This window comes from Methanobacterium congolense (assembly GCF_900095295.1).
In the GTDB taxonomy this organism is placed as follows: Archaea; Methanobacteriota; Methanobacteria; order Methanobacteriales; family Methanobacteriaceae; genus Methanobacterium_C; species Methanobacterium_C congolense.
The window spans coordinates 1116039-1137378 of the sequence record NZ_LT607756.1 but is presented as its reverse complement, the minus strand read 5'-3'; the positions used below and the strand labels follow the sequence as shown (position 1 = coordinate 1137378).

Below are 21340 nucleotides of genomic sequence, written 5' to 3'. Positions count from 1 at the left end.
CAAATTTTAAAAAAAATATTTTAAAAAATAAAAAAATTATTCTTTGAAATCCTTTAACTACTTGAAAAATTCGTAACTTCTTTATAAAAAAAGAAAAATTGGGGAATCAATAGATTTTTTAAATAAAAATCCCTGAATCAACTGAAACTCACTTGTTATCAGACGTTGATTCCTCAATCTCCCCATCCAGAACAGTTCCATCACCCAGGCTTGGTGGAACTCCCTCAAGAACATCCTTCAGGAATGCTCCTGTGTAGGTGTTGCTCTGTGCAATCTCCTCTGGTGTTCCCTCTGCAACGACGAGTCCACCTTCATCTCCGCCTTCAGGTCCAAGGTCTATGATGTGGTCTGCTGTTTTTATAACATCCAGGTTGTGTTCTATAACAACTACTGTGTTTCCACTGTCACGGAGCCTTCCAAGAACATGGAGTAGTTTCTTTATATCTGCAAAGTGCAGTCCTGTGGTTGGTTCGTCCAGTATGTATAAGGTTTTGCCTGTGCTCTGTTTGCTCAGCTCCTTTGCAAGTTTAACTCTCTGTGCCTCTCCACCTGAGAGTGTTGTTGCAGGCTGGCCCAGTTTGATGTATCCCAGTCCAACATCGTCCAGGGTTTTGAGCTTCTTGTGGATACGTGGAATGTTCTCAAAGAACTTCACTGCCTCCTCAACCGTCATGTCCAGAACCTCTGAGATGTTCTTACCCTTGTAGCGGACATCAAGTGTTTCCCTGTTGTACCTTTTACCCTTGCAGACCTCACATGGAACGTAGACATCAGCTAAAAAGTGCATCTCTATCTGGATGATTCCATCACCACTGCAGGCCTCACATCTTCCTCCTTTAACGTTGAAACTGAACCTTCCAGGTTTGTAACCGCGCTTCTTGGATTCTGGTGTTTCAGCGAATATTTCACGGATGTAGGTGAAAACCCCTGTGTAGGTTGCAGGGTTGGAGCGTGGTGTTCTTCCAATGGGTGACTGGTCTATGATGATGATCTTGTCCACGTTCTCAATGCCCTCGATACCATCGTGCTTACCAGGGTTCATGTGTTTCTTGTTGATCTTACCGTAGAGTCCCTTGTAGAGAACCTCGTTTATCAGGGTACTTTTTCCTGAACCTGAAACCCCGGTTATACATGTGAACACTCCCAGTGGGAATGTGACGTCGATGTTCTGAAGGTTGTTCTCCCTAGCACCCTTGATGGTTATGTACTTACCATTTGGTTTGGTTCTCTCTTCAGGTATTTCAATCATTTCCCTGCGGGATATGTAGTTTCCTGTGATGGAGTTGGGGTTTTCCATTATCTCCTCTGGTGTTCCCTCTGCTATGACGATTCCACCGTGTTCCCCAGCACCTGGACCTATATCAACGATGTGATCCGCAGACATTATGGTTTCTTCATCGTGTTCCACAACGATTAGTGTATTTCCAAGGTCCCGTAGACGTTCAAGGGTTTTTATGAGCCGTGCATTGTCACGCTGGTGCAGACCAATACTTGGCTCGTCGAGTATGTAAAGCACACCCACGAGTCCTGAGCCTATCTGGGTTGCAAGACGTATCCTCTGGGCTTCACCACCAGAAAGGGTTCCTGATGATCTTTCAAGGGTTATGTAGCCCAGTCCAACATCAACCAGGAACTTCAAACGCTCCCTTATCTCCTTGAGAACCTCCTTGGCAATGAATAATTCCATCTCACTGAGTTCCACTTCCTCAAAGAACTTCTTTGAAGCCTTTATTGGCATTTCAACTACTTCTGATATGGTTTTACCACTAACCGTTACTGAACGGCTTTCAGGGCGCAGTCTGGTACCTTTACAGGCTGGACATTTTCTGTCGCTCATGAACTGGCCTATGTAGCTTCGCATGTAGTTGGACTTGGTGTCAAGGAAGAGACGTTCCATACGACTTACAACACCCTCAAATCTCCTTTTTACCCTGTGCTGTCTGTTCTTACGTACGAAGTTGAACTCTATTCTATCGGATGAGCCGTAGAGTATGATGTGCTGGTACTCCTCTGGAAGATCCTGGAATGCTGTGTCCATGCTGAATCCGTAGTGGTCTGAAACAGCCCTCAGCATCTGGAAGTAGTAGTTATCATCATTTTTGGACTTGCTCCATGGCAGAATTGCTCCCTCATTGAGTGAAAGGGATCTATCTGGAACCACAAGATCCGTGTCTATTTCAAGTTTGCTTCCCAGGCCGTTACACTCTGGACAGGCTCCATGTGGACTGTTGAATGAGAACATCCTTGGACTTATCTCCTCGAAGTTTATTCCACAGTCTGGGCATGCGAAGTCTTCACTGAACTTCTTCTCATGTCCATCTCCGTAGACAACTATCATGAGTCCTTCACCGAGTTCAAGGGCTGTTTCTATAGAATCTGCAAGCCTCCGTTTGAAGTCCTCATCGTACCTGATAACCAGACGATCCACAACAACCTCAATGGTGTGTTTACGGTTTTTATCAAGTTCAAATTCATCATCAAGACTTGATACTTCACCATCAACCCTTACACGTACGAATCCCTTTCTGCGAAGATCATCGAAGACCTTCTGATGTTCACCCTTCCTGTCCTTCACAACAGGGCCTAACACCTGTATCTTGGTGTCCTCCTCTTCATGGAGTATGTTGTCAACGATCTGACCTGCTGTCTGCTGTGATATTTCCTTTCCGCACTTGTAACAGTGGGGTGTTCCCACACGTGCAAAGAGAAGACGCAGATAATCGTATATCTCGGTAACTGTTCCAACGGTTGATCTGGGGTTTACACGGGTTGTTTTCTGGTCTATGGATATTGCAGGTGAAAGCCCCTCTATGTAATCAACCTCAGGCTTCTTCATCTGCCCTAAAAACTGCCTTGCATATGCTGATAATGATTCAACATATCTTCGCTGGCCCTCTGCGTATATAGTATCGAATGCAAGGGATGATTTCCCTGAACCGCTGATCCCTGTGATAACAACGAATTTGTCACGGGGTATGGTGATGTCTATGTTCCGGAGGTTGTGCTCACGTGCCCCCTTTATTTTTATATTTCCTTTTTTACTCGTCATTAGCTTTAAACTCCTTATTAATATAATATGAACAATTCATTTTGTTATAAGATTTATCCTAGTGCATTTGATAAGAAATTAACAGATATCTTAATATTATTTTTAATATCTATTTTTATTATTTAATTTAATTATGATTCTAATTTTTAGAGGGTTATGGGAGATATTGAAACAGTTGGATTTTCCCTCACCCCCAAAAAAACCTATTTTAACCTTCAAACACCCTCCAGTGCATGTATCTTATCCCTTATCTTGGCCGCCCTTTCAAAGTCAAGTTTTTTGGCCGCATCCTTCATTTCAGCTTCAAGATCTTTTATGAGAAGATGTAATTCTTCTTTTGGAATGTTTTCAATGTCTGTAACCTGTTCAAGTAACTCCCCTTCCTTAACTGGTTTTTCCTTGATGGATTTCACAACGGATCTTGGAGTTATTCCATGCTTCCTGTTGTACTCCATCTGGAGTTTACGTCTTCTGTTTGTCACATCCACTGCAGATCGTACAGATTCTGTCATTACATCTGCGTACATTATGACCTGGCCTTCAACGTTCCTTGATGCACGGCCTATGGTCTGTATGAGGGATGTTTTTGAGCGGAGGAAACCCTCCTTGTCTGCGTCCATTATACCGACAAGGCCCACTTCTGGAAGGTCCAGACCCTCCCTGAGGAGGTTCACACCAACGAGGCAGTCGAATTCTCCCCTTCTGAGGTCATCAATTATTTCTGTCCTTTCAAGGGTTTTTATCTCTGAGTGCAGATAGCGTACCTTGATTCCGACCTTTGCATAGTAATCTGTAAGGTCCTCTGCCATCTTCTTGGTGAGGGTGGTTACAAGGACTCTCTGATCCTTTTTAATCTTCTCCTGTATCACTCCAAGGAGGTGGTCAACCTGGCCCTTAACTGGCTTGACTATGACCTCAGGATCAACGAGTCCTGTTGGCCTTATTATCTGTTCAACAGTGTTCCTGCTCATACCCAGTTCGTAGGCTGCAGGTGTGGCTGAAACGTATATGATCTGGTTTTGCAGTCTCTCAAATTCATCGAAACGCAGCGGCCTGTTCTCACGTGCTGAGGGCAGTCTGAAACCGTAATCCACAAGTGAATCCTTCCTTGCCTTATCACCAGCATACATTCCCCCTATCTGGGGCACTGTAACATGTGATTCATCGATTATTGTGAGATAGTCCTCCGGGAAGTATTTTATGAGGCTGTATGGTGTGTCTCCCCATTTTCGGCCTGATAGGTGCATTGAGTAGTTCTCGATACCGTTGCAGTATCCCATCTCCTGGAGCATCTCAATGTCGAAGCGTGTTCTCTGTTCAAGCCTCTGGGCTTCAAGGAGTTTGTTCTGGGAGTTAAGTTCCCTGAGGCGTTCCTCAAGTTCTTCCTCTATGTTCCTTATTCCCCTTTCAAGCTTTTTCCTGGAGGTTACGAAGTGTTTTGCAGGGAATATGGTTGTTCTATCAACTTCCTTGATTGATTTACCCCGTACTGGGTCTATAATGGATATTGCATCCACTTCGTCTCCAAAGAGTTCTATGCGTATTGGTGATGCTCCGTCCACAGGGTAGACCTCAATGACATCTCCCCGCACACGGAACTTACCCCTTATAAATTCCATGTCGTTTCTCTCGTACTGCATTGCAACGAGTTTGGTGAGTATCTCATCCCTGCCCCTTGTGTCTCCTATTTCAATGGGCAGTACGAATTCTCCGTAGTCTTCAGGTGATCCTATACCGTAGATGCATGAAACACTTGCAACCACTATGACATCATCCCTTGAAAGCAGGGATTGGGTTGTTGAATGCCTCATTCTGTCTATTTCCTCGTTTATTGAGGCTTCCTTGTCTATGTAGGTGTCTGACTGGGCTATGTAGGCTTCTGGCTGGTAGTAGTCGTAGTAACTCACGAAGTACTCCACTGCATTGTCTGGAAAAAACTCTTTGAACTCCTCGTAGAGCTGTGCAGCAAGTGTTTTGTTGTGGGATATGACAAGGGTTGGTTTTTGAACATCCTGAATGACGTTGGCCATTGTGAAAGTCTTTCCTGAACCTGTGACACCCAGAAGTGTCTGGTGCTTCAGACCCTTCATTACACCTTCTGAAAGGGATTTGATTGCTTTAGGCTGGTCTCCTAAGGGTTCATAATCTGATATAAGGTTGAATCCACTCATGGTTTTGAATCCTCTTAGCTATGATTTTTTTTAAGTAGTATCTTCAATTTTAGAGCAATAAAAAAAATTCAAAATCTACTTCGTACAATGAAAAAATTCTGTACAGAAAAAATAAGTATCTCAAATAATATGATCTATGGAAGTTTTGATATGATGATATTCATAGTATCTTTATATAATTAGTTGCTAACCTTTAATACTACTTTTATTGAAAATTTTAAGAATTATATCGTTTATGGAATACTATTTTTAGATGATCCATCTAATTATTTACTAAGTTATTGATGAACGTAGTATTTAAAGTCTTTTATATAGATGAATATTAAGTGATAAAGAATTATGAAAACTATCAATAGAACCTATTAATAGTGATTAAACTCAACTTAAAGATTTAAGAAAATTAATTAAGAGGATTAAAAAAATTGACCTTCCAAAGCAAGTATCCAGATGATCTGCCTGACAAACCCGGCGTTTACATCATGAAAGATGTTGAAGACAGGGTTATCTATGTTGGTAAAGCTAAAAACCTGAAAAAAAGGGTTAAATCCTACTTCAAGGATGATCTGGAATCTCCTAAAACAAGGGCTCAGATGAGGCAGTTCCACCACCTTGAGTACATGGTAACGGACACAGAGAAGGAAGCCCTGATACTTGAGTCCAACCTCATAAAGAAGCACATGCCCCGTTACAACGTGCGTTTAAAGGATGGAAAACGTTACCCCTACATAAAGATAAGTAACGAGGATTATCCAAGGGTTTTCATAACAAGAAGAGTAACAGATGATGGATCATACTACTACGGGCCATTTACAGATTCTGGTGCACTTAAACAGATGGTTAAGTATCTTAAATCCCTTTTTAAAATACGTGACTGTAAGCGGATGGATGGACCATGTCTCAACAGCCAGATAGATATATGCAACGCTCCATGTGACGGCAGAATAAGTAAAGAGGAGTACAGGGAAAACATCGACAAGGTAACCATGTTCTTCGAGGGTAAGTATCGTGAGATCGTGGACAAACTCAAGGATGAAATGGCAGAGGCAGCCCGAAACCATGAGTACGAAAAGGCAGCAGTTTTAAGGGATCAGCTGAACTCCATAGACAACATGCTTGAGAGGCAGAAGATGGAGATTACGGGAGATCTTGATCAGGACGTTGTTGCACTTTCGTCTGATGAAAATATAACGTGCGTTGTTGTTTTTTCTATAAGGGAAGGGAAGATCATTGGAAAGGATGATTTTTTAATGAATGGAGCAGAGGATACTCCTCAAAGCAAGGTTCTCTCTGCATTCCTGAAACAGTATTATTCAGGCCCAAGACATGTCCCCAAGGAGATAATAATTCAGGATGAGGTTGATGATGCCCGGCTCATCATGGAGTGGTTGTCTGAGAAAAGGGAGAACAAAGTTACCCTGAAGGTTCCAAAGAGGGGTAGAAATCATCGGATGGTTCAGATGGTTGCTAAAAATGCAGATATAATCAGACAGCACCATGAAAGGGTGGAAGGTGCGCTGGTGGAGCTTAAAAATTATCTGAAGATCCCCCAGCTTCCAAGGCGTATTGAGGGCTTTGATATTTCCAACATCAGCGGAAAGATGCCTGTGGGATCCATGGTGGTCTTTGAGGATGGAAAACCTAAAAAATCAGCTTACAGAAAATACAAAGTGGAAACAAAGGGTCCTGATGATTACAACATGATGAGGGAAGTTTTAACACGACGTTACCAGAAACTCGTTGATCCCGGTGAAAATGGTGGGGACGTTCCTGATCTCATACTGGTTGATGGTGGTAAGGGACAGCTGAACGTTGCTCTGGAAGTCTTAAATTCCCTGAAACTTGATATGCCCGTTATAGGACTTGCAAAGGAATTTGAAGAGATATTCATGCCGGATCTTCCCAGTCCCATTATACTGCCACGTGATTCAGAATCACTGAAACTTCTTCAGCGTGTTAGGGATGAAGCGCATCGTTTTGCAGTTACCTATCATAAAAAACTGCGTTCAAAGGAACAGGACCGTTCAATACTTGATGATATTTCAGGTGTGGGTGCTAAAAGGAAGATGAAACTTTTAAGGCACTTTGGAAGTATTGATAACATTCTGAAGGCCAGTGCTTCTGAACTTGCAGAGGTTGAAGGTATCAACAAAAAACTGGCAGACACCATCCACAACTACCTAGAAAAAAGAGGTTGAAATCATTTGAAGATAAAGAAAAAGATATAATAAGGATAGTGAAAGAAAAATTGATGTAGGTATAAAAAAAGGGATAGTAACTCCTAGGAATATAATATTTCCTAGGAGTTGTGCTCCAGTATTACAGAGATCATTTAAAATTAAGAAAAAGGGACTACCATGTCAGATACGAAGATCCTCGTTGTTGAAGATGAGAGCATAGTTGCAATGGACATAAAACACCGGGCTGAAAGTTTAGGATACACAGTTACTGGAATAACCCCCTCTGGAGAAGAAGCAATCCAGAAGGTTTCTGAAGAGTTACCAGATCTTGTTTTAATGGATATAGTACTCAAGGGGGAAATGGATGGAGTTGAGGCAGCCCAGAGGATACGTGACAGTTACGACATACCTGTTGTGTACCTTACAGCTTACTCAGATGAACGAACCCTGAAGAGGGCCAAGGTAACTGAACCATTTGGTTACATAATAAAACCATTTGAGGACAGAGAACTTCACAGCGCAGTGGAAGTTGCTCTTTATAAACATAAAATGGAGAGTAAACTTAAAGAAAGTGAAAAATGGCTTTCAACAACCCTTGAGAGTATTGGGGATGCCGTGATAGCAACCGATAACGAGGGTAAGATCAAGTTCATGAATCCCGTGGCTCAGATGATCACAGGCTGGGAACAGGAAGAAGCCTTTGGTAAAAGCCTTAAAGAGGTTTTCAATACAGTTGATGAGTTAACAGGACTTCCCATTGAAGATCCTGTAACCAGCGTTGTTCAAAATAATATCATAATGGAATCAAACCAACCAAAAATTCTTACAACGAAAAATGGGGATAAAATTCCTATTGACGATAGCAGTGCCCCTATAAGAGACAAGAATGGTGACATTTTAGGGGTTGCCTTAATATTCAAGGACATAACCGGACGCAGGAAAGCTGAAAAAGAGAGGGAACAGCTTCTGAAGGAGAAGGCTCGGGGTGAGCTTTCAAGTTTTGTTTTAAGTGCACTGCCTCTCTTTGCATCCAACATACCTCCACAGATCCGGAACAACATCGCAAGGAACTTCTCCGACCGTTTTGAAAAGAACGTGAAACACACTTTCCAGGATGAACTTAAAACCTGCAGTGAAGGTACCCCTAAGGATGAAGATATTATCTTCAAATGTTACAGTTCATGGTTATCTGAATTTTTGGATGGTTTAGGATTAAATTCTAAAATAACCTCCAAAGGAAATAAGGATTATTTAACCCTTGAAAACTGTCCATGGATACTTGAAGACGGAACCAGTCCCATGTTCTGTCTGATCTGCAGGGCAATAGTACTCAGGAGTTTCACCTGGACTAATATAAGGGGAAACGTTGCACAAACCGCCTGTATGGCTGATGGTGCAGGTAAATGCAAATTTGAATTCATTTTCTCCCATTAAACCAGCATCTCATTAAACTAAATACAATGTTAAATATAAACAGAGATAACCATTATTTATAAGGTCCTTAAAAGATTAAGCAAGGCTTGATTTAATTATAATGAATTGAATGTCACGGGATAAAAATTAAAACTCACTGAATAAGATTAAAAAGTAATCATCGGGTAAAGTAGTAAAGGAGATGTTAAATTTGAAACGGATAGAAACAGGAATAGATGGTGTTGACAAGATTACAGGTGGATTTCCAGAGGGAAGGTCCGTCTTGATAACAGGAAATGCAGGTTCCGGTAAAACAATATTTGGACTGCAGTTTGCAAAAAAAAGTTGTGAACAGGGATTTAAAACTGTTTACATAACCACAGAGGAAGATTCCACTGATCTTTACACCCAGGCTGAGGCATTTGGATGGGATCTCCATAAACTGAATGAAGAGGGAATTTTGAATTTCGTTGAACTTGCAAGTATAAGGGCCAGGGTTACAGAGGCAGAGATGAGCATAGACATTGAAGCAATGAAGGGTAATTTCTCCAAGTTCCTCAACGACATCCCTGAGGATACAGAAACCGTGGTGATAGACAACATAGGAAGTTACACTGCAAAACTGACTCCCTACGAATTCAGGGACAGATTCGACCTCCTTATATACGAGTTGAAACAACGAAACATAACCACACTGGTTATACTCGACAGTGCAACATCCAAGGAGTTCAATGAAATAGCACTTTTCTCTGTTTACGGTGCATTCAAACTCATGAAACGTGAAAATCCTTACACAGGACGCAGGGAACGTGTGATGGACATCGTGAAAATGAGAAGCACCAAAACACCAACACAGTTCATAACATATGAGATAGATTCAAATGGAATCAAAATAGTTTCAAGTGTGGATTCAGACGAGGAATAGTTAGTTTAGACTAAAAATCTTGAAACATTGATTTAATGAAACCTGCTTTAAAAGCATTGAATCAATGAGAACCAACGATTTTTTTTATTTTTAATAAATTTTTAACAATAGCTTATTTTGTAAAAATTAGTTTTATCTTAAAATTAGTTATTTTATTTTTAGTTATCTTACTTTAAATCTTTTTAATATAAATAGAGATTAAAAAAAGGTTCAAATAGGATAGTTCTATTAATTAAAGTCTTTTATTAAAGAATTTTAATTAATTTTAAATCTTATTTATTAAAACTAAATATTTATTCATTAAAATCTTAAAAATCAAAAAAAATATTCAAAAACCATTTCAAAGCTTTTTTTTACTAAAAAAAATCAGTTCTAAAAAGAAAAAAAATGTTTAGGATGGATCATCCCAGGAAACTTCTGTCCTTGTACAAACTCAAAGTCTGGATGATCTTGACTTTAGGATCCTCAGGTTCAGGAGTCTGTACCTTGGTTTCCACTGTCTTAGCGTGCACGATTTTCGGTGCTGTGTAATGTTTTAGATAGTAGTTACTTCCACTTATCTTCTCTTTACCCTCTGCAGCACAGTAATCAGCATCACAGTGAGTACAGGTCCATTCACCTTCAGCTGTTCCCTTTGGATTAAATTTAAGGCTTCCATGACTGTGACACTGTGGACAGTAGTTTTCAAAACTTGCAGTGTGGTAGTAATAGCCGCTCTGACCACAGGAACATTTAGCTGTGGCTTTCACGTAATTATCTGTTACATGCACATTGTAGCCGCCATTGGCTGCTGCAGATGCAGGTAAAAATGTTATTAAACACACAATAAACAACATTGCATGTTTGAACTTCGGGTGTGGTTCAATCTCCTCTAACAAATTATCAACTCTTTATTCATTATTTTTTTTAATTTTTTTAAAAATCAGCTTAAAAATCCTTTAAATAAAAATCTGACTTTAAAAAGTACAGAATAATATTAAAAACCAATTTTTTGAAATCATTTAAAATTTTGAAATCATTTAAATTATCAAAAATTGATTTAAAGAATCATTAAACTGTTTTATCAGTTTGAATTTCAAAACGAACCTCAAATTAATAATCTTATAAGAATTTTTATTCTTATTTTAATATTCAACTGAGAGTCGCTGAAATATCTCAAGTTTCATTTTATTTTTCTTGTTCAACAAATAAGTCAAAAAAAAGCAACAGAACTTATTTTTTAATTCAAGTAAATCTTCAATTCAGATACAATTAATAATTCAATCTCATTTTTTGTATAACTTCATAACCTCAATTCACAGTATCCTCATAGATCCGTGTTCTTAAGTTCAAATCAGTTTTTCATTTTTTTAAAATTCACCCGTATGAACTATCTGTAATACAGCAGCACATCTGTTCGGGTAAGTTAGAACTAAAGTGAGTCATGATCATATTTAAAGTTTGCGGTTTTTTGAGGTTTTAAAAAAGAGCAGAATAAGACGATAAAAAGGAATAAGAATTTCAAAACTTTTAAAATTTTAAAAAAAAGTTAGGTAGGATTTAATGTAATATTAAATCCTTTTTAATACAGCTAATATGAGTTTAACTGCATTTTCAACATCTTCAACATTCACAACACTTACGGGTGTGTGTATGTATCGTGTTGGTGGGGATATGACACCTGTTGGTATTCCCTCCCTTGTGAGGTGTATAGCTGAGGCATCGGTTGTTCCTCCTTCACTGACCTCCAGCTGGTAGGGTATACCTTCTTCATCTGCAGCAGATATTAATAATTCTTTGACCTTGGGATGGGTCAGGATTCCTCTACCACTTGCATCTGCAAGTATGATTGCAGGACCTTTTCCAGCCTTTGCAGGAGCTTCATCCTCTTTTATTCCAGGATGATCACCAGATATTGTTACATCGAGTGCTATTGCCATGTCTGGGTTTATCTTGAATGCAGAGGTCTTTGCACCCTTGAGTCCAACCTCTTCTTGAACTGTTCCAACACCATAAAGGGTTGCATCGGTTTCTGCCTGTTTCATAACCTCAATGAGCACAGCACAACCAACCCTGTTGTCCAGGGCTTTTCCCTTAACCAGTGATTTACCCAGTTCTGTAAAGTCCTGGTTCACTATTATTGGATCACCGAGTTTAACCATACTTTCAGCTTCTTCCCTGTCTGAAGCCCCAATATCTATAAACATGTCTTCATATGATATAACTTTCTTTCTTTCAGCTTCTTTCATTCTGTGAGGTGGTTTTGAACCTATAACTCCCGTCAATGTTCCATTGGATGTATAAATTGTAACTTCTTGGTTCAGGAGCATCTGGTCGTTTATTCCCCCAATTTTGGAGAATTTTATAAATCCATTCTTGTCGATGTAACGAATCATGAGCCCAATTTCATCCATGTGGGCTGCTAACATCACCCTTTTACCGCCCTCTTTACCTTTTTTAAGGGCTATCATATTTCCCATGTTGTCGACTTCCATCTCATCAACATGGCCTTCAAGTTCGTCCATCATTAAATTTCGAATTTCATCTTCAAAACCGGAGATTCCCGGTGCCTCTGTAAGTTTTTTAAGTAGATCTCGCACTTTATTACCTTCTGACTGTTTTTAAAGTCTGTTTAACAAATCTCATTATGAAATCTGTGATTGATCTATTGATTTTGGTGAATTATATGTTTTTACATTAATTTATAGATACAGTAGAGTACCTTGATTTTATAGAAAAAAGGTTTTTTGTAAGGAGGGGTTATTGGAATCTTCCATTGTATAGTTAAAAAAATGAAAAAGGGATATAATAAATTGAGATATAAAAAATGAATTTCAAAGTAGTTTAAATTAAAAAAATTTAAAAAATAAGAATCCTAAAGGGATTTTATCAGAATTAAAATTCCTATTAAGATTATTAAGATAGGACCGAGCTGTTCCTGAATGTACTGGTAGGGAATGATTCCCACGTTAACGGCGTACCATAAAACACCGACTACGATGAAACATAAACTGATATATACTCCCCATACGTTGATGTTTCGCTTCATTTTTTTACCTTCAGGTTTATTTATTTTGATATCATCATCCATACCATCACCACCCCTAATTGATTATTATATACCTATTTAAACTCCCGTGCCAAAACTTCATACATCCGCAGTTTTAATTAAGTAGTCGTGTCTGGCTTTTTGTAACGTCACGTTACCCTTCAATTTATTGGTGTCTGTGTAGTTAGACTCTGCATCGTATCCCTGGGATATAAGAGAGGTTACAACACCTTCTGCCACGTACTTCTGAGTAGTGTAGTCAACGGATCTTGAGAAGTGCAGGGTCATAACTATTGGGTCGCTTCCTGTTACACTAATACTCGTAACCCGCAGGGGTTCCATGCTCCGATCCAGGAGAACCATGGTTGAAGTGGCATTTTCAGCACCTAATTTTACAGAAGTTTCTATAATGTTTTTTTCATTGGCATCAGCTATGTAAGTGGCGAAAACAAGGATTATTGCCAGTACAAAGGCTAGAAATAATATCAGTTCAACTGAAACCTGTGCCCTATCATCCATTTTCATGTTTCTCTTCTTTATTCATTATACAGTATATTTTTTACTATTCACCATGAATTCCAATGTTTACACCACATATAAAATCTAAATCTAGTACAGCAGAATTTTGTAATAAAAAATATATAAATAATAATAATTCAAAAGGTATATAAATGTTGTCTTGCCATATAGAATATTAAATGGACATATTAATGATTTTAAAAAGTGGAGAGGACTAATTTGAGTATTAAAAGGGATTCAAGGGGCTATATGTTTTCTTTGGATTTATTACTAGCACTCATACCAATCACAATAATCTTGGGCATGGTTGCAGGGGATATTGACAACATGATGTACCAGGTTCAGGACACTGTTTTCAGGGGATCAATGGATCGTGTGGCTTTTGATGCCATGGACACACTCCTTGAAACATCTGGAGAACCTACCAACTGGGAGGAAACAGGAAACCCTTCAGTTGCAGGTCTTGCAATATACGATCCGTCTGATGGGCCATTAGAGGGGACTATAGATACATTAAAATTGCCTGCACTTACTGAGAATGATGTTCAGAATTTAATTGGAGATGATTATGGATTCTTCCTGAACGTCACTTATCTATCAAATAGTAAAACAGTTAAATCACTGGGAACTTACAATGCAAGTGCAAATGATGTTGTGAGAGTTGAAAGGGTTGCAATTTACTCCAACCTTAAAATAGTGTCCCAGGCTAAAGACCTTATAAGGTACACAGGAACCCCAAGGGTTTACTCAAACCCTCCAGATCCTTTCCAAACAAACAAATATTATCTGCAGACGTATGATTATTATGTTCTCCTTGTTAACAGAGGGTACAGCTCTGTAGAAGTCACTATAAACAATGAGAGAGTATTCGATCCAAACGATATTAGAGGCGAACAAGATGAGTATGCCACTTTGGTTAAGCTAATTGATCCAACAGCTTTGAACAACGAAACAGAATTCATGAACAATACCGTGGACGTTAGAGGTACAAGTACCCCTGGATCTTCACTTGATGTTTACATAGTACAGGTTGTTAAGGGCACCCCAAAAGAGGATGTTAACTTGGACAATGTTGTGCCTCAGAAGGTTAAATGTGAACTTTACATTTGGCCCAGATAAGTGTATAAATATAAATGGTGATAAATAATGGATGATAAGGGTTTTATTTTCACAACAGACGCCGTACTTGGTTTAGTGGTTGTAATAGTGTTTACAGCTTCTTTGATTACTTACTTCGCTCTGCCAGCGTACAATGGAGAAGAACATCAACATTTACAAGCCCTTGCAGATAGTGCCCTTAGTGTTATGGAACAGGATGGAAGTCTTCGACTTGCAGCAGTCAAAAAGGCAAGGGGAGATACATCAGGAGCTCAATTAATTCTGAATTCTGAGCTTGAAATATTGATACCCGATAGTACAGCTTACAATATTACTGTGGGTGAGGGTTCAAACACAGTTTCTGCTTCAGATGATAGGGGCCTTCTCTACGCTACTGATACAGTAACCAAAGTTAAAGTCATATCCGGTCCAGAGGAAGGATGGATGGGAAGAGCATGGTACAAACTTGAGGAAGTTCAATTCGTGAATCAACAGCAGAACGTTACAACAACTGTTTGGAACTTCCACAACTGGCTTTCAAATTTCAGTCCTTGGAACTCTAGAAGTAAATTAGCCACTTATGATTATTGGGGAATACAAAATTGGAATCGTTACGGTGGAGATCCATATGCTATACAATTTTCAATACCTGATAATGCAACGATACTTGGAGGAACATTCCTTCTAGGTGCTAACAGTCATCATAATGATTGGTGGTATAAAGGACAAGCATATGGAGCCAATGTTCATGTTAATAGTATAGATCATATCATATCCAGTTCAAATTTCACCTTCCTGAACTTAAGACCAAACTCCTATGAAACTATGTACAACTACCAGGGCAATTTAACTGCTTCTGAACTCCAAAATGGGGCCAACAGTTTTTACATTAACTTCCGAAGTCCTGTTGATAGTTACAGTGATTTGCCATGGTTCTCAATGTTGGCAACTTACACAACAAACTTAGCCCTTCCTCAGGGTATAACAACGAGTATTGATAACTTCACAGATTGTGCGGGAGTGGCAGTACCAAGTGCTCAGGATTTAGATGGAGATGGGGTATGGAATGAGTATGGATTTTCATATAATTTAAAAACAGGCCAAAAAACATTTTTCAACCAGTTAAGAAGTGTTAATTGGAACAGCTATGTAAACAGAAACAGTATCTACTCCGATGGTACTCCCTTCGTTTTAACAGGTATTCCACACGGTGCTTCAAATGGATGTGCAGTTAGTAAAGTGGTGGATATCAATATACCCGATGGATCAAGACTTTTCGATAGTTACGTTGTTATAAATTCCTATGGTGGTGTCGATAATACCCTTGTTGAAGTTTGGGATGGAAGCCAATGGCAAACTGTATTCAACTCATTTGACAACAGCCAAGTTAGCGATGGTTACGGTAACAACCCCGGTATCATTTATCTTAGGGATTATTTAAAGACTGGAAATAATAAGGTAAGAGTAACTGTCTGGGACCAAGCCCCTGGAAATGATTACGATTTCGTTGGATTGACCAACTGTTACGCAGTTACAACATACAGTAAGTTACCAATTAAATGGGAAAACTTCGCTTTTACAAGTGAACAAAGTGATGATAGATATTTATCAAAAACTAGACAATTTACAATAGGTAGCGAAGCTAAACAGGCCTTACTTTTCGTTGGTGTTGGAACAAGCACCAGACATATTACAGTTGATTACAACAACGGGACTGTTCTCTATGACAGTGACACTGTTCCATTTGTTTTAGATCTTGCAGCACTTGATGCTAGCGTTGCCAAAGGCCATGTTATCACTTCAGGTACTTCAGGAAATTATACTCTAAAACCAGGAAACTACACATTAAGGGTTACTGTAACTGGACCAGCTAATGCATGGGAATCTGGTGATAACGATGCAAACGCTGCACTGTTCTCAGGAACAAGAGTTGCAGTGATCTATCCTAAGTTCCTCCAGAACATATGGGAAACTTCGTATGCATCAACAGCATCAGAGGCAGAGTACAATGCAGGAGTAACCTTGAATAAAACTTTAAGAGATGCAGGAATAACTGTGGATCCGAGTTTGATTAGAACAGAGGCAATGTACACTGGTGATCTTCCAAATGCTATACCTGTGAGATTGAATTTATGGAAACAGTAAGGTGATATAAGATGGATGAAAGGGGATATGCGTTCACACCATTGGCATTTTTGCTCTTTATACCTGTAATAGTAATAGCATTATCCTATGGTAGTATAGTAAATGAATTGAATGACTTATCTGCACTTGCAATGGGTGGAGATGTCACATATAACACTGCTACAAATATATACTCTGCAATGGAGAAGGGTGCTGGAGACGCAGGTAGAAATGGAGCCTACAATGCAACGAGAAATGTTATTGATAACAACGCCTTCATGACAGACAGCAGATCCTACATAACCAACAACATACTGAACAACATGAACGATTATGTTATCACTGCATGTCAACGTTTGGAGATTGAAACAGGCCGCCAGATATACATAAATAACATCTCTATTACAAACACCACTTATCAGGTATTTAAGCCTGGAGATGTTAGTATAACACAGGAAGACCCCTTTGGATTTTATGTTAACATCAAGGGAGGAATACCTATAAGGGTAGAACAAAAAGATCAAGTATATGAAGGTTACACTCCTCAGATGAAGGCATATGTTTCTATTGAAGGAATAGAAGATCCTTACATATGGATCAACTCCAAAGAGAGGATAAGTACGGTTATATACAAGTACCCTCATTTCATAAAAGATCCACTGGGTAACGATTACCAGTTCCATTATTCAACAGATTCAGATGGACAACGTTTACACTACATCTGGGAGTGTCTAAATGGTACAGGTAACCCTAGTGAGATTTATCCTCGTCCTTACTATTTCGTTGACCCCATTGATTCAAGTAAAAATCATTATGGTGGATTATCTTTCTTTGACAGGTTAGAGAACAAAACTCCAACCACATCAACCAGTGCTTCCAACACCAGAATGAGCACATTCATAGTGGGTGATCCACTTCAAGAGGATCATGGAACATCAGCGATATCCCGCCTTGATCACGAGTACTTCACAGGTGTGGGTGGAACACCAATATACCTTGGTACTGGTAGCAACCAGATACCCATGAGAGAGCCAGATAGCAATGGAACACCATATGGTGCGATATTTTATCTTTCACCTGACTATAAAACATTCCTTGATTTAACAGCTGCCCATTATTAGGTGATTAAGTGAAAAAATTATACCTCGACAATAAAGGATTTGCAACTGCAGAGCTTCTGTTTGTAACCTTGATAATACTGGTGATAATGGCTGGAATGTTGTCCCTCATATCTGGTGAAATGGATAAAACCCAAACTGGAAATCTTGGACAGGTCCGTGCTGAAGGTGAAATAATAGCAGAAGCCATAAATACAGCATATCTAAATGGTAATGGTTACACGATCAATTTAGATCTCCCAAAATATGATAAAAATGACAGTATCCAGTTTACAGCAGTCACAACAAGTAAAGGAACCACCAACTTCCTCACCATCAACTATGGAACTCAAAGTTTTGACATCCAGCTCATACCAAAAAAGGTTGAAAGTTACACAATGGACAGTGAACAGAAGTACCATATAAAGAATGACAATGGAACCATAACATTTGAAACTTACTGAGGAAATACAATGGATCTTGATTTAACACCAGAAAAGAAAGCATTGATCGCCCTGGGAGTTGTGGTTTTGATCATCGCGGTCTATGCATACAACCCCTTCTTCCAAACCTCCAACAACACAACTATTAACAACACAACAACTTCCAGTCCATCGGTTGTCCCTGTTCCGTTTACACAACAGGGATCCAATAACACAACATCAAACAACACAACTACAAATTCCACAAGCCAAATAACTGCAGGACAGGCACAGAACATAGCTGCCCAGGCAAATTCAGGTTACACTGCAGGTCAGGCCACTCAAAGTTCAATAACAGTCAATGGACAGCAAACTTCTGTATGGGTTGTTCCATTATCTAAAAATGAAGCAGTTAAAAAAACAGTTTACATAGATTCTAATACTGGAAAGATAATACAACAAACATAGATACAAAGATAAATACAGTAACTAAAATTTAAAAAAAATTAGTTCTATAACGAATCACGGTGACACCATGGGAACACTTGCAGCTATATTAATGATAGTGCTATTTTTTGTATTGATGGTCTTCGTATTTTCAATAGCACTTTTGACTCCTTTAATTGGTAAAAGAAATCTTTTATTTGTTGTATTTCTTGGATTCACAGTTGGAGTTATAGGTGGTGCCTTCTTCATATCTCCAATAATGGATGATATCCCTGATATGGCAAGAGCTGTTTACCAGTTCACAGATGACAGTCCTGAGGTTATAAGTGTTGATGTTTCTACAAATACAAATGTAACACAGTTCATTAAAACTACAAAATCTATTGAAGGTGTTAAAAGTGTTGAAAGTAGTGGAATAACCATTAAAACCGATGCCTTTTCAGACACATGGAAGAACATAATAATGGGAAGGGCAAGTTCTATCAATAGTAACGTAACCTCAATCAGCATACCCTCAAACAATACATTAATACTCCAAGTTAAGGAAAACAGTGACCCTCAAACAGTCATAAACAGTCTTGATGAGTGGTTGATGTTTGTAGGGGGAATAAATGTAAAGTACAGTACTGTACACGTTTCTGTGAACGTTGATGCATCCCAAGTTGATTCAGTTGTGTCAAAGCTCCCACAGGATCAAATTGTTATAACTGGAATCAAAGGGCCTGTGGAGGATAAAATCAACTACTTAAACTCTGTACTCCCCAAAAAATCAAATGTGGTTCTGGTCTGTGGATTTTTAGGCATGCTTGTTGGACTTGCAGGTGTTTTCATAGACACCATAATGGAAGGTTTAAGAAGAACAATGAATAAATTTAGAAGAAAGGAAGGATAATAACATTCATTACAATACTTCTTTTATTTACTCCTCTCTTTTTACAGAGTTATCCATCCATAAGATTCAAATCGTTTCAGCAGGATAAAAAACATGAAGGGATTGTTTTTTTTAAAATATAATTAAGTATTTTATAATTATCTAAACAAAATATCACTTAAAATCAATATTGAACTAAAAAAATAAACATGATTTAATTATTAACAGGTGAAAAATATTATGAAAGCAGCTGTACTATTTTCCGGAGGTAAGGACAGTACAATGGCAGCATACAAAGCCGTTGAAGAAGGTTGGGAACTGGAATATCTTGTTTCCATGTTCTCAGAAAACCCTGCATCTTACATGTTCCATGTTCCCAATATAGGTTTGACCGAATTGTCCTCAGAGGCAATGGGTGTTCCACTCCTCAGGGTAAAAACTCTTGGTAAAAAGGAGGAGGAACTGGAAGATCTCAGAAGGGCTTTAGGGGAACTGAAGGAAAGGGGTGTTGAAGCTGTGTTTGCAGGTGCCCTGGAATCTGTATATCAAAAGTCAAGGATAGATGATATCTGCAGTGAGCTTGGACTTGAGTCACATGCTCCACTCTGGCACAGGGATCCACGGGAGTACATGGAGGAGATCATAAACCTTGGATTTGAGGTTATAGTAACCAGTGTTTCTGCAGAGGGTCTGGATGAGTCATGGTTGGGTAGAAAACTTGATATGGAAGTTTTGGATGAAATTGTGAAGCTCAATGAGAAGTACGGCATTCATATAGGATTTGAAGGTGGAGAAGCCGAAACCCTGGTCCTTGACTGTCCTCTCTTTAAAAAACGTATAAATGTGGTTGAGGCCAGGAAGGTATGGGAAAAGGACAGCGGATACTACCTGATAGATGAAGCTGTTTTAGAGGATAAAGATTAAAAGATAAAGGATTTTAAAAAATATTCATTAATAATATGAATATTTAAAAATAAAAAACAGATTTTATTCATATATTTTTTTTCTTACTCTCAATTTTTAAATATAAAAATGTTGAATATAAAAAAATACTCCAAAGATCACTTCTCTGTGATCCACTGGATCAATGTTTCAACTTCGTCTGTTTCTATTTCTACCTCAATTTCTCCCAGTGGAGATTGGTATCCTTCAACGAAGTTGGGCACCTCAACAAGTGCTGCCTGTTTACTTAAAGAGAAGGTAATTATATTAGAGGATGCATTCTTTTCAAGTATTTTACTTGCAGTGTCTCTTATTCTCCTTTCCCTTAGTAAGTCCTTCAGGATCTGTAGCGATTCTATACCTCCAGAAACAATGACGTAATTTTCCCCTATTTCAATATCTTCATAATCGAACATGTTAGAAAGGGCTTCAGTAACCTTTTCAAGATCCTCTGTGGGATTAACCATTGCTCTAGCTTTTATTTTGCATTTCATTTTTTAATACGCCCCTTACAACATTTTTAAGTTTTTTCACAGGCCCCTCATTGACGATCATGTAATCTGCAGTTGCTATGACATTTCCAATTCCAAATTTAAGTTCCCTCTCATCCCGCTTTTTAAACTGGGATAACTCCACGAAATCATCATCCCGCATACGTTTTTTAAGTCTTTTGAATCTTGTTTTAGGAGTTGAATGAACTGCTATTACCTTAAAATCCTTGAAGTTTTTCCTGAATATCTCAACTTCGTAGGGACTTCTTATACCCTCTATCATGTAAACATTATCCACGTTACCTGAAGACTTTTCTGAAGATTTTTCATTTAGATCTTGGTTGTACAGGTTCTTTATGGACTCTACACAGCGTTCTGCAACTACAAACTCACCATGCTCCTCCCTAAGTTTAACTGCAACTTCTCCTGGTGTTGAACCTCTCTTCTCAGCCTCGTCCCGGATCACGTCTCCCATACGTACGATGGGTATTTTCAAAGTCTTTGCCACCCTTGAAACAACACTTTTACCTGAACCAGGCAGTCCCGTAACCCCAATAACCTTCATA

Annotated in this window: 18 protein-coding genes; 10 read left to right on the top strand and 8 right to left on the bottom strand. The window is 38.9% G+C overall.

All coding sequences use genetic code 11. From position 1 onward, the window contains the following. Positions 1–148: 148 nt before the first annotated feature. Together uvrA and uvrB are read right to left on the bottom strand one after the other, a co-directional pair. Positions 149–3049: an excinuclease ABC subunit UvrA gene (gene uvrA / locus MCBB_RS05390; RefSeq protein WP_071906791.1), complete on the bottom strand. Its 2901-nt coding sequence runs from the start codon at positions 3047–3049 to the stop codon at positions 149–151. A gap of 215 nt (positions 3050–3264) precedes the next feature. Beyond that, positions 3265–5220 (bottom strand): excinuclease ABC subunit UvrB, encoded by a 1956-nt coding sequence (gene uvrB, locus MCBB_RS05385; protein ID WP_071906790.1) that lies wholly within the window; start codon positions 5218–5220, stop codon positions 3265–3267. 422 nt (positions 5221–5642) lie between these two features. Between uvrB and uvrC the strand changes: the two genes are divergently transcribed. The 3 genes from uvrC (at position 5643) to MCBB_RS05370 (ending at position 9735) form a co-directional block, all read left to right on the top strand. Then, positions 5643–7415 (top strand): excinuclease ABC subunit UvrC, encoded by a 1773-nt coding sequence (uvrC, locus tag MCBB_RS05380; protein WP_071906789.1) that lies wholly within the window; start codon positions 5643–5645, stop codon positions 7413–7415. Between the two features lie 159 nt (positions 7416–7574). Next, the gene (locus tag MCBB_RS05375; RefSeq protein WP_071906788.1) at positions 7575–8831 is read left to right on the top strand and encodes a methanogen output domain 1-containing protein; all 1257 of its coding nucleotides are present in this window, start codon (positions 7575–7577) and stop codon (positions 8829–8831) included. Between the two features lie 190 nt (positions 8832–9021). Beyond that, positions 9022–9735: an ATPase domain-containing protein gene (locus MCBB_RS05370; RefSeq protein WP_071906787.1), complete on the top strand. Its 714-nt coding sequence runs from the start codon at positions 9022–9024 to the stop codon at positions 9733–9735. 401 nt (positions 9736–10136) lie between these two features. Here the strand turns inward: MCBB_RS05370 and MCBB_RS05365 are convergent, their stop codons facing one another. The 4 genes from MCBB_RS05365 to MCBB_RS05350 all read right to left on the bottom strand — a co-directional run bounded on the left by MCBB_RS05365 (position 10137) and on the right by MCBB_RS05350 (position 13288). After that, complete coding sequence (locus MCBB_RS05365) at positions 10137–10613, bottom strand: hypothetical protein (RefSeq protein ID WP_071906786.1); 477 nt, start codon at positions 10611–10613, stop codon at positions 10137–10139. Positions 10614–11285: 672 nt separating this feature from the next. Then, positions 11286–12314: a M42 family metallopeptidase gene (locus MCBB_RS05360; protein ID WP_071906785.1), complete on the bottom strand. Its 1029-nt coding sequence runs from the start codon at positions 12312–12314 to the stop codon at positions 11286–11288. A 275-nt stretch (positions 12315–12589) separates the two neighbouring features. Next, entirely contained in the window at positions 12590–12805 is a 216-nt protein-coding gene (locus MCBB_RS05355; protein ID WP_071906784.1) for a hypothetical protein, read from the bottom strand. Positions 12806–12862: 57 nt separating this feature from the next. Then, positions 12863–13288, bottom strand: a complete 426-nt coding sequence (locus tag MCBB_RS05350; protein ID WP_084789837.1) for a hypothetical protein — start codon at positions 13286–13288, stop codon at positions 12863–12865. 213 nt (positions 13289–13501) lie between these two features. Here MCBB_RS05350 and MCBB_RS05345 point away from each other — a divergent pair, with 213 nt between their 5' ends. The 7 genes from MCBB_RS05345 (at position 13502) to MCBB_RS05315 (ending at position 20265) form a co-directional block, all read left to right on the top strand. Then, positions 13502–14401: a hypothetical protein gene (locus MCBB_RS05345; RefSeq protein ID WP_071906783.1), complete on the top strand. Its 900-nt coding sequence runs from the start codon at positions 13502–13504 to the stop codon at positions 14399–14401. Positions 14402–14428: 27 nt separating this feature from the next. After that, positions 14429–16525 (top strand): hypothetical protein, encoded by a 2097-nt coding sequence (locus MCBB_RS05340; protein WP_071906782.1) that lies wholly within the window; start codon positions 14429–14431, stop codon positions 16523–16525. Between the two features lie 11 nt (positions 16526–16536). Next, positions 16537–17625, top strand: a complete 1089-nt coding sequence (locus tag MCBB_RS05335; RefSeq protein WP_071906781.1) for a hypothetical protein — start codon at positions 16537–16539, stop codon at positions 17623–17625. 8 nt (positions 17626–17633) lie between these two features. Continuing rightward, complete coding sequence (locus MCBB_RS05330; protein WP_071906780.1) at positions 17634–18065, top strand: hypothetical protein; 432 nt, start codon at positions 17634–17636, stop codon at positions 18063–18065. A gap of 9 nt (positions 18066–18074) precedes the next feature. Then, positions 18075–18491 (top strand): PepSY domain-containing protein, encoded by a 417-nt coding sequence (locus MCBB_RS05325; RefSeq protein ID WP_071906779.1) that lies wholly within the window; start codon positions 18075–18077, stop codon positions 18489–18491. 67 nt (positions 18492–18558) lie between these two features. Next, entirely contained in the window at positions 18559–19362 is an 804-nt protein-coding gene (locus tag MCBB_RS05320) for a hypothetical protein (protein WP_071906778.1), read from the top strand. A 219-nt stretch (positions 19363–19581) separates the two neighbouring features. Further along, positions 19582–20265 (top strand): diphthine--ammonia ligase, encoded by a 684-nt coding sequence (locus MCBB_RS05315; protein WP_071906777.1) that lies wholly within the window; start codon positions 19582–19584, stop codon positions 20263–20265. 137 nt (positions 20266–20402) lie between these two features. On the opposite strand, the gene MCBB_RS05310 is transcribed toward MCBB_RS05315, so the two are convergent. Then, positions 20403–20777 (bottom strand): RNA-binding domain-containing protein, encoded by a 375-nt coding sequence (locus tag MCBB_RS05310; RefSeq protein ID WP_071906776.1) that lies wholly within the window; start codon positions 20775–20777, stop codon positions 20403–20405. Next, positions 20755–21339, bottom strand: coding sequence for an AAA family ATPase (locus MCBB_RS05305; protein WP_071906775.1), 585 nt, complete (start codon positions 21337–21339; stop codon positions 20755–20757). Before MCBB_RS05305 ends, MCBB_RS05310 begins: the two co-directional genes overlap by 23 nt. Between the last annotated feature and the right edge of the window lies 1 nt (position 21340).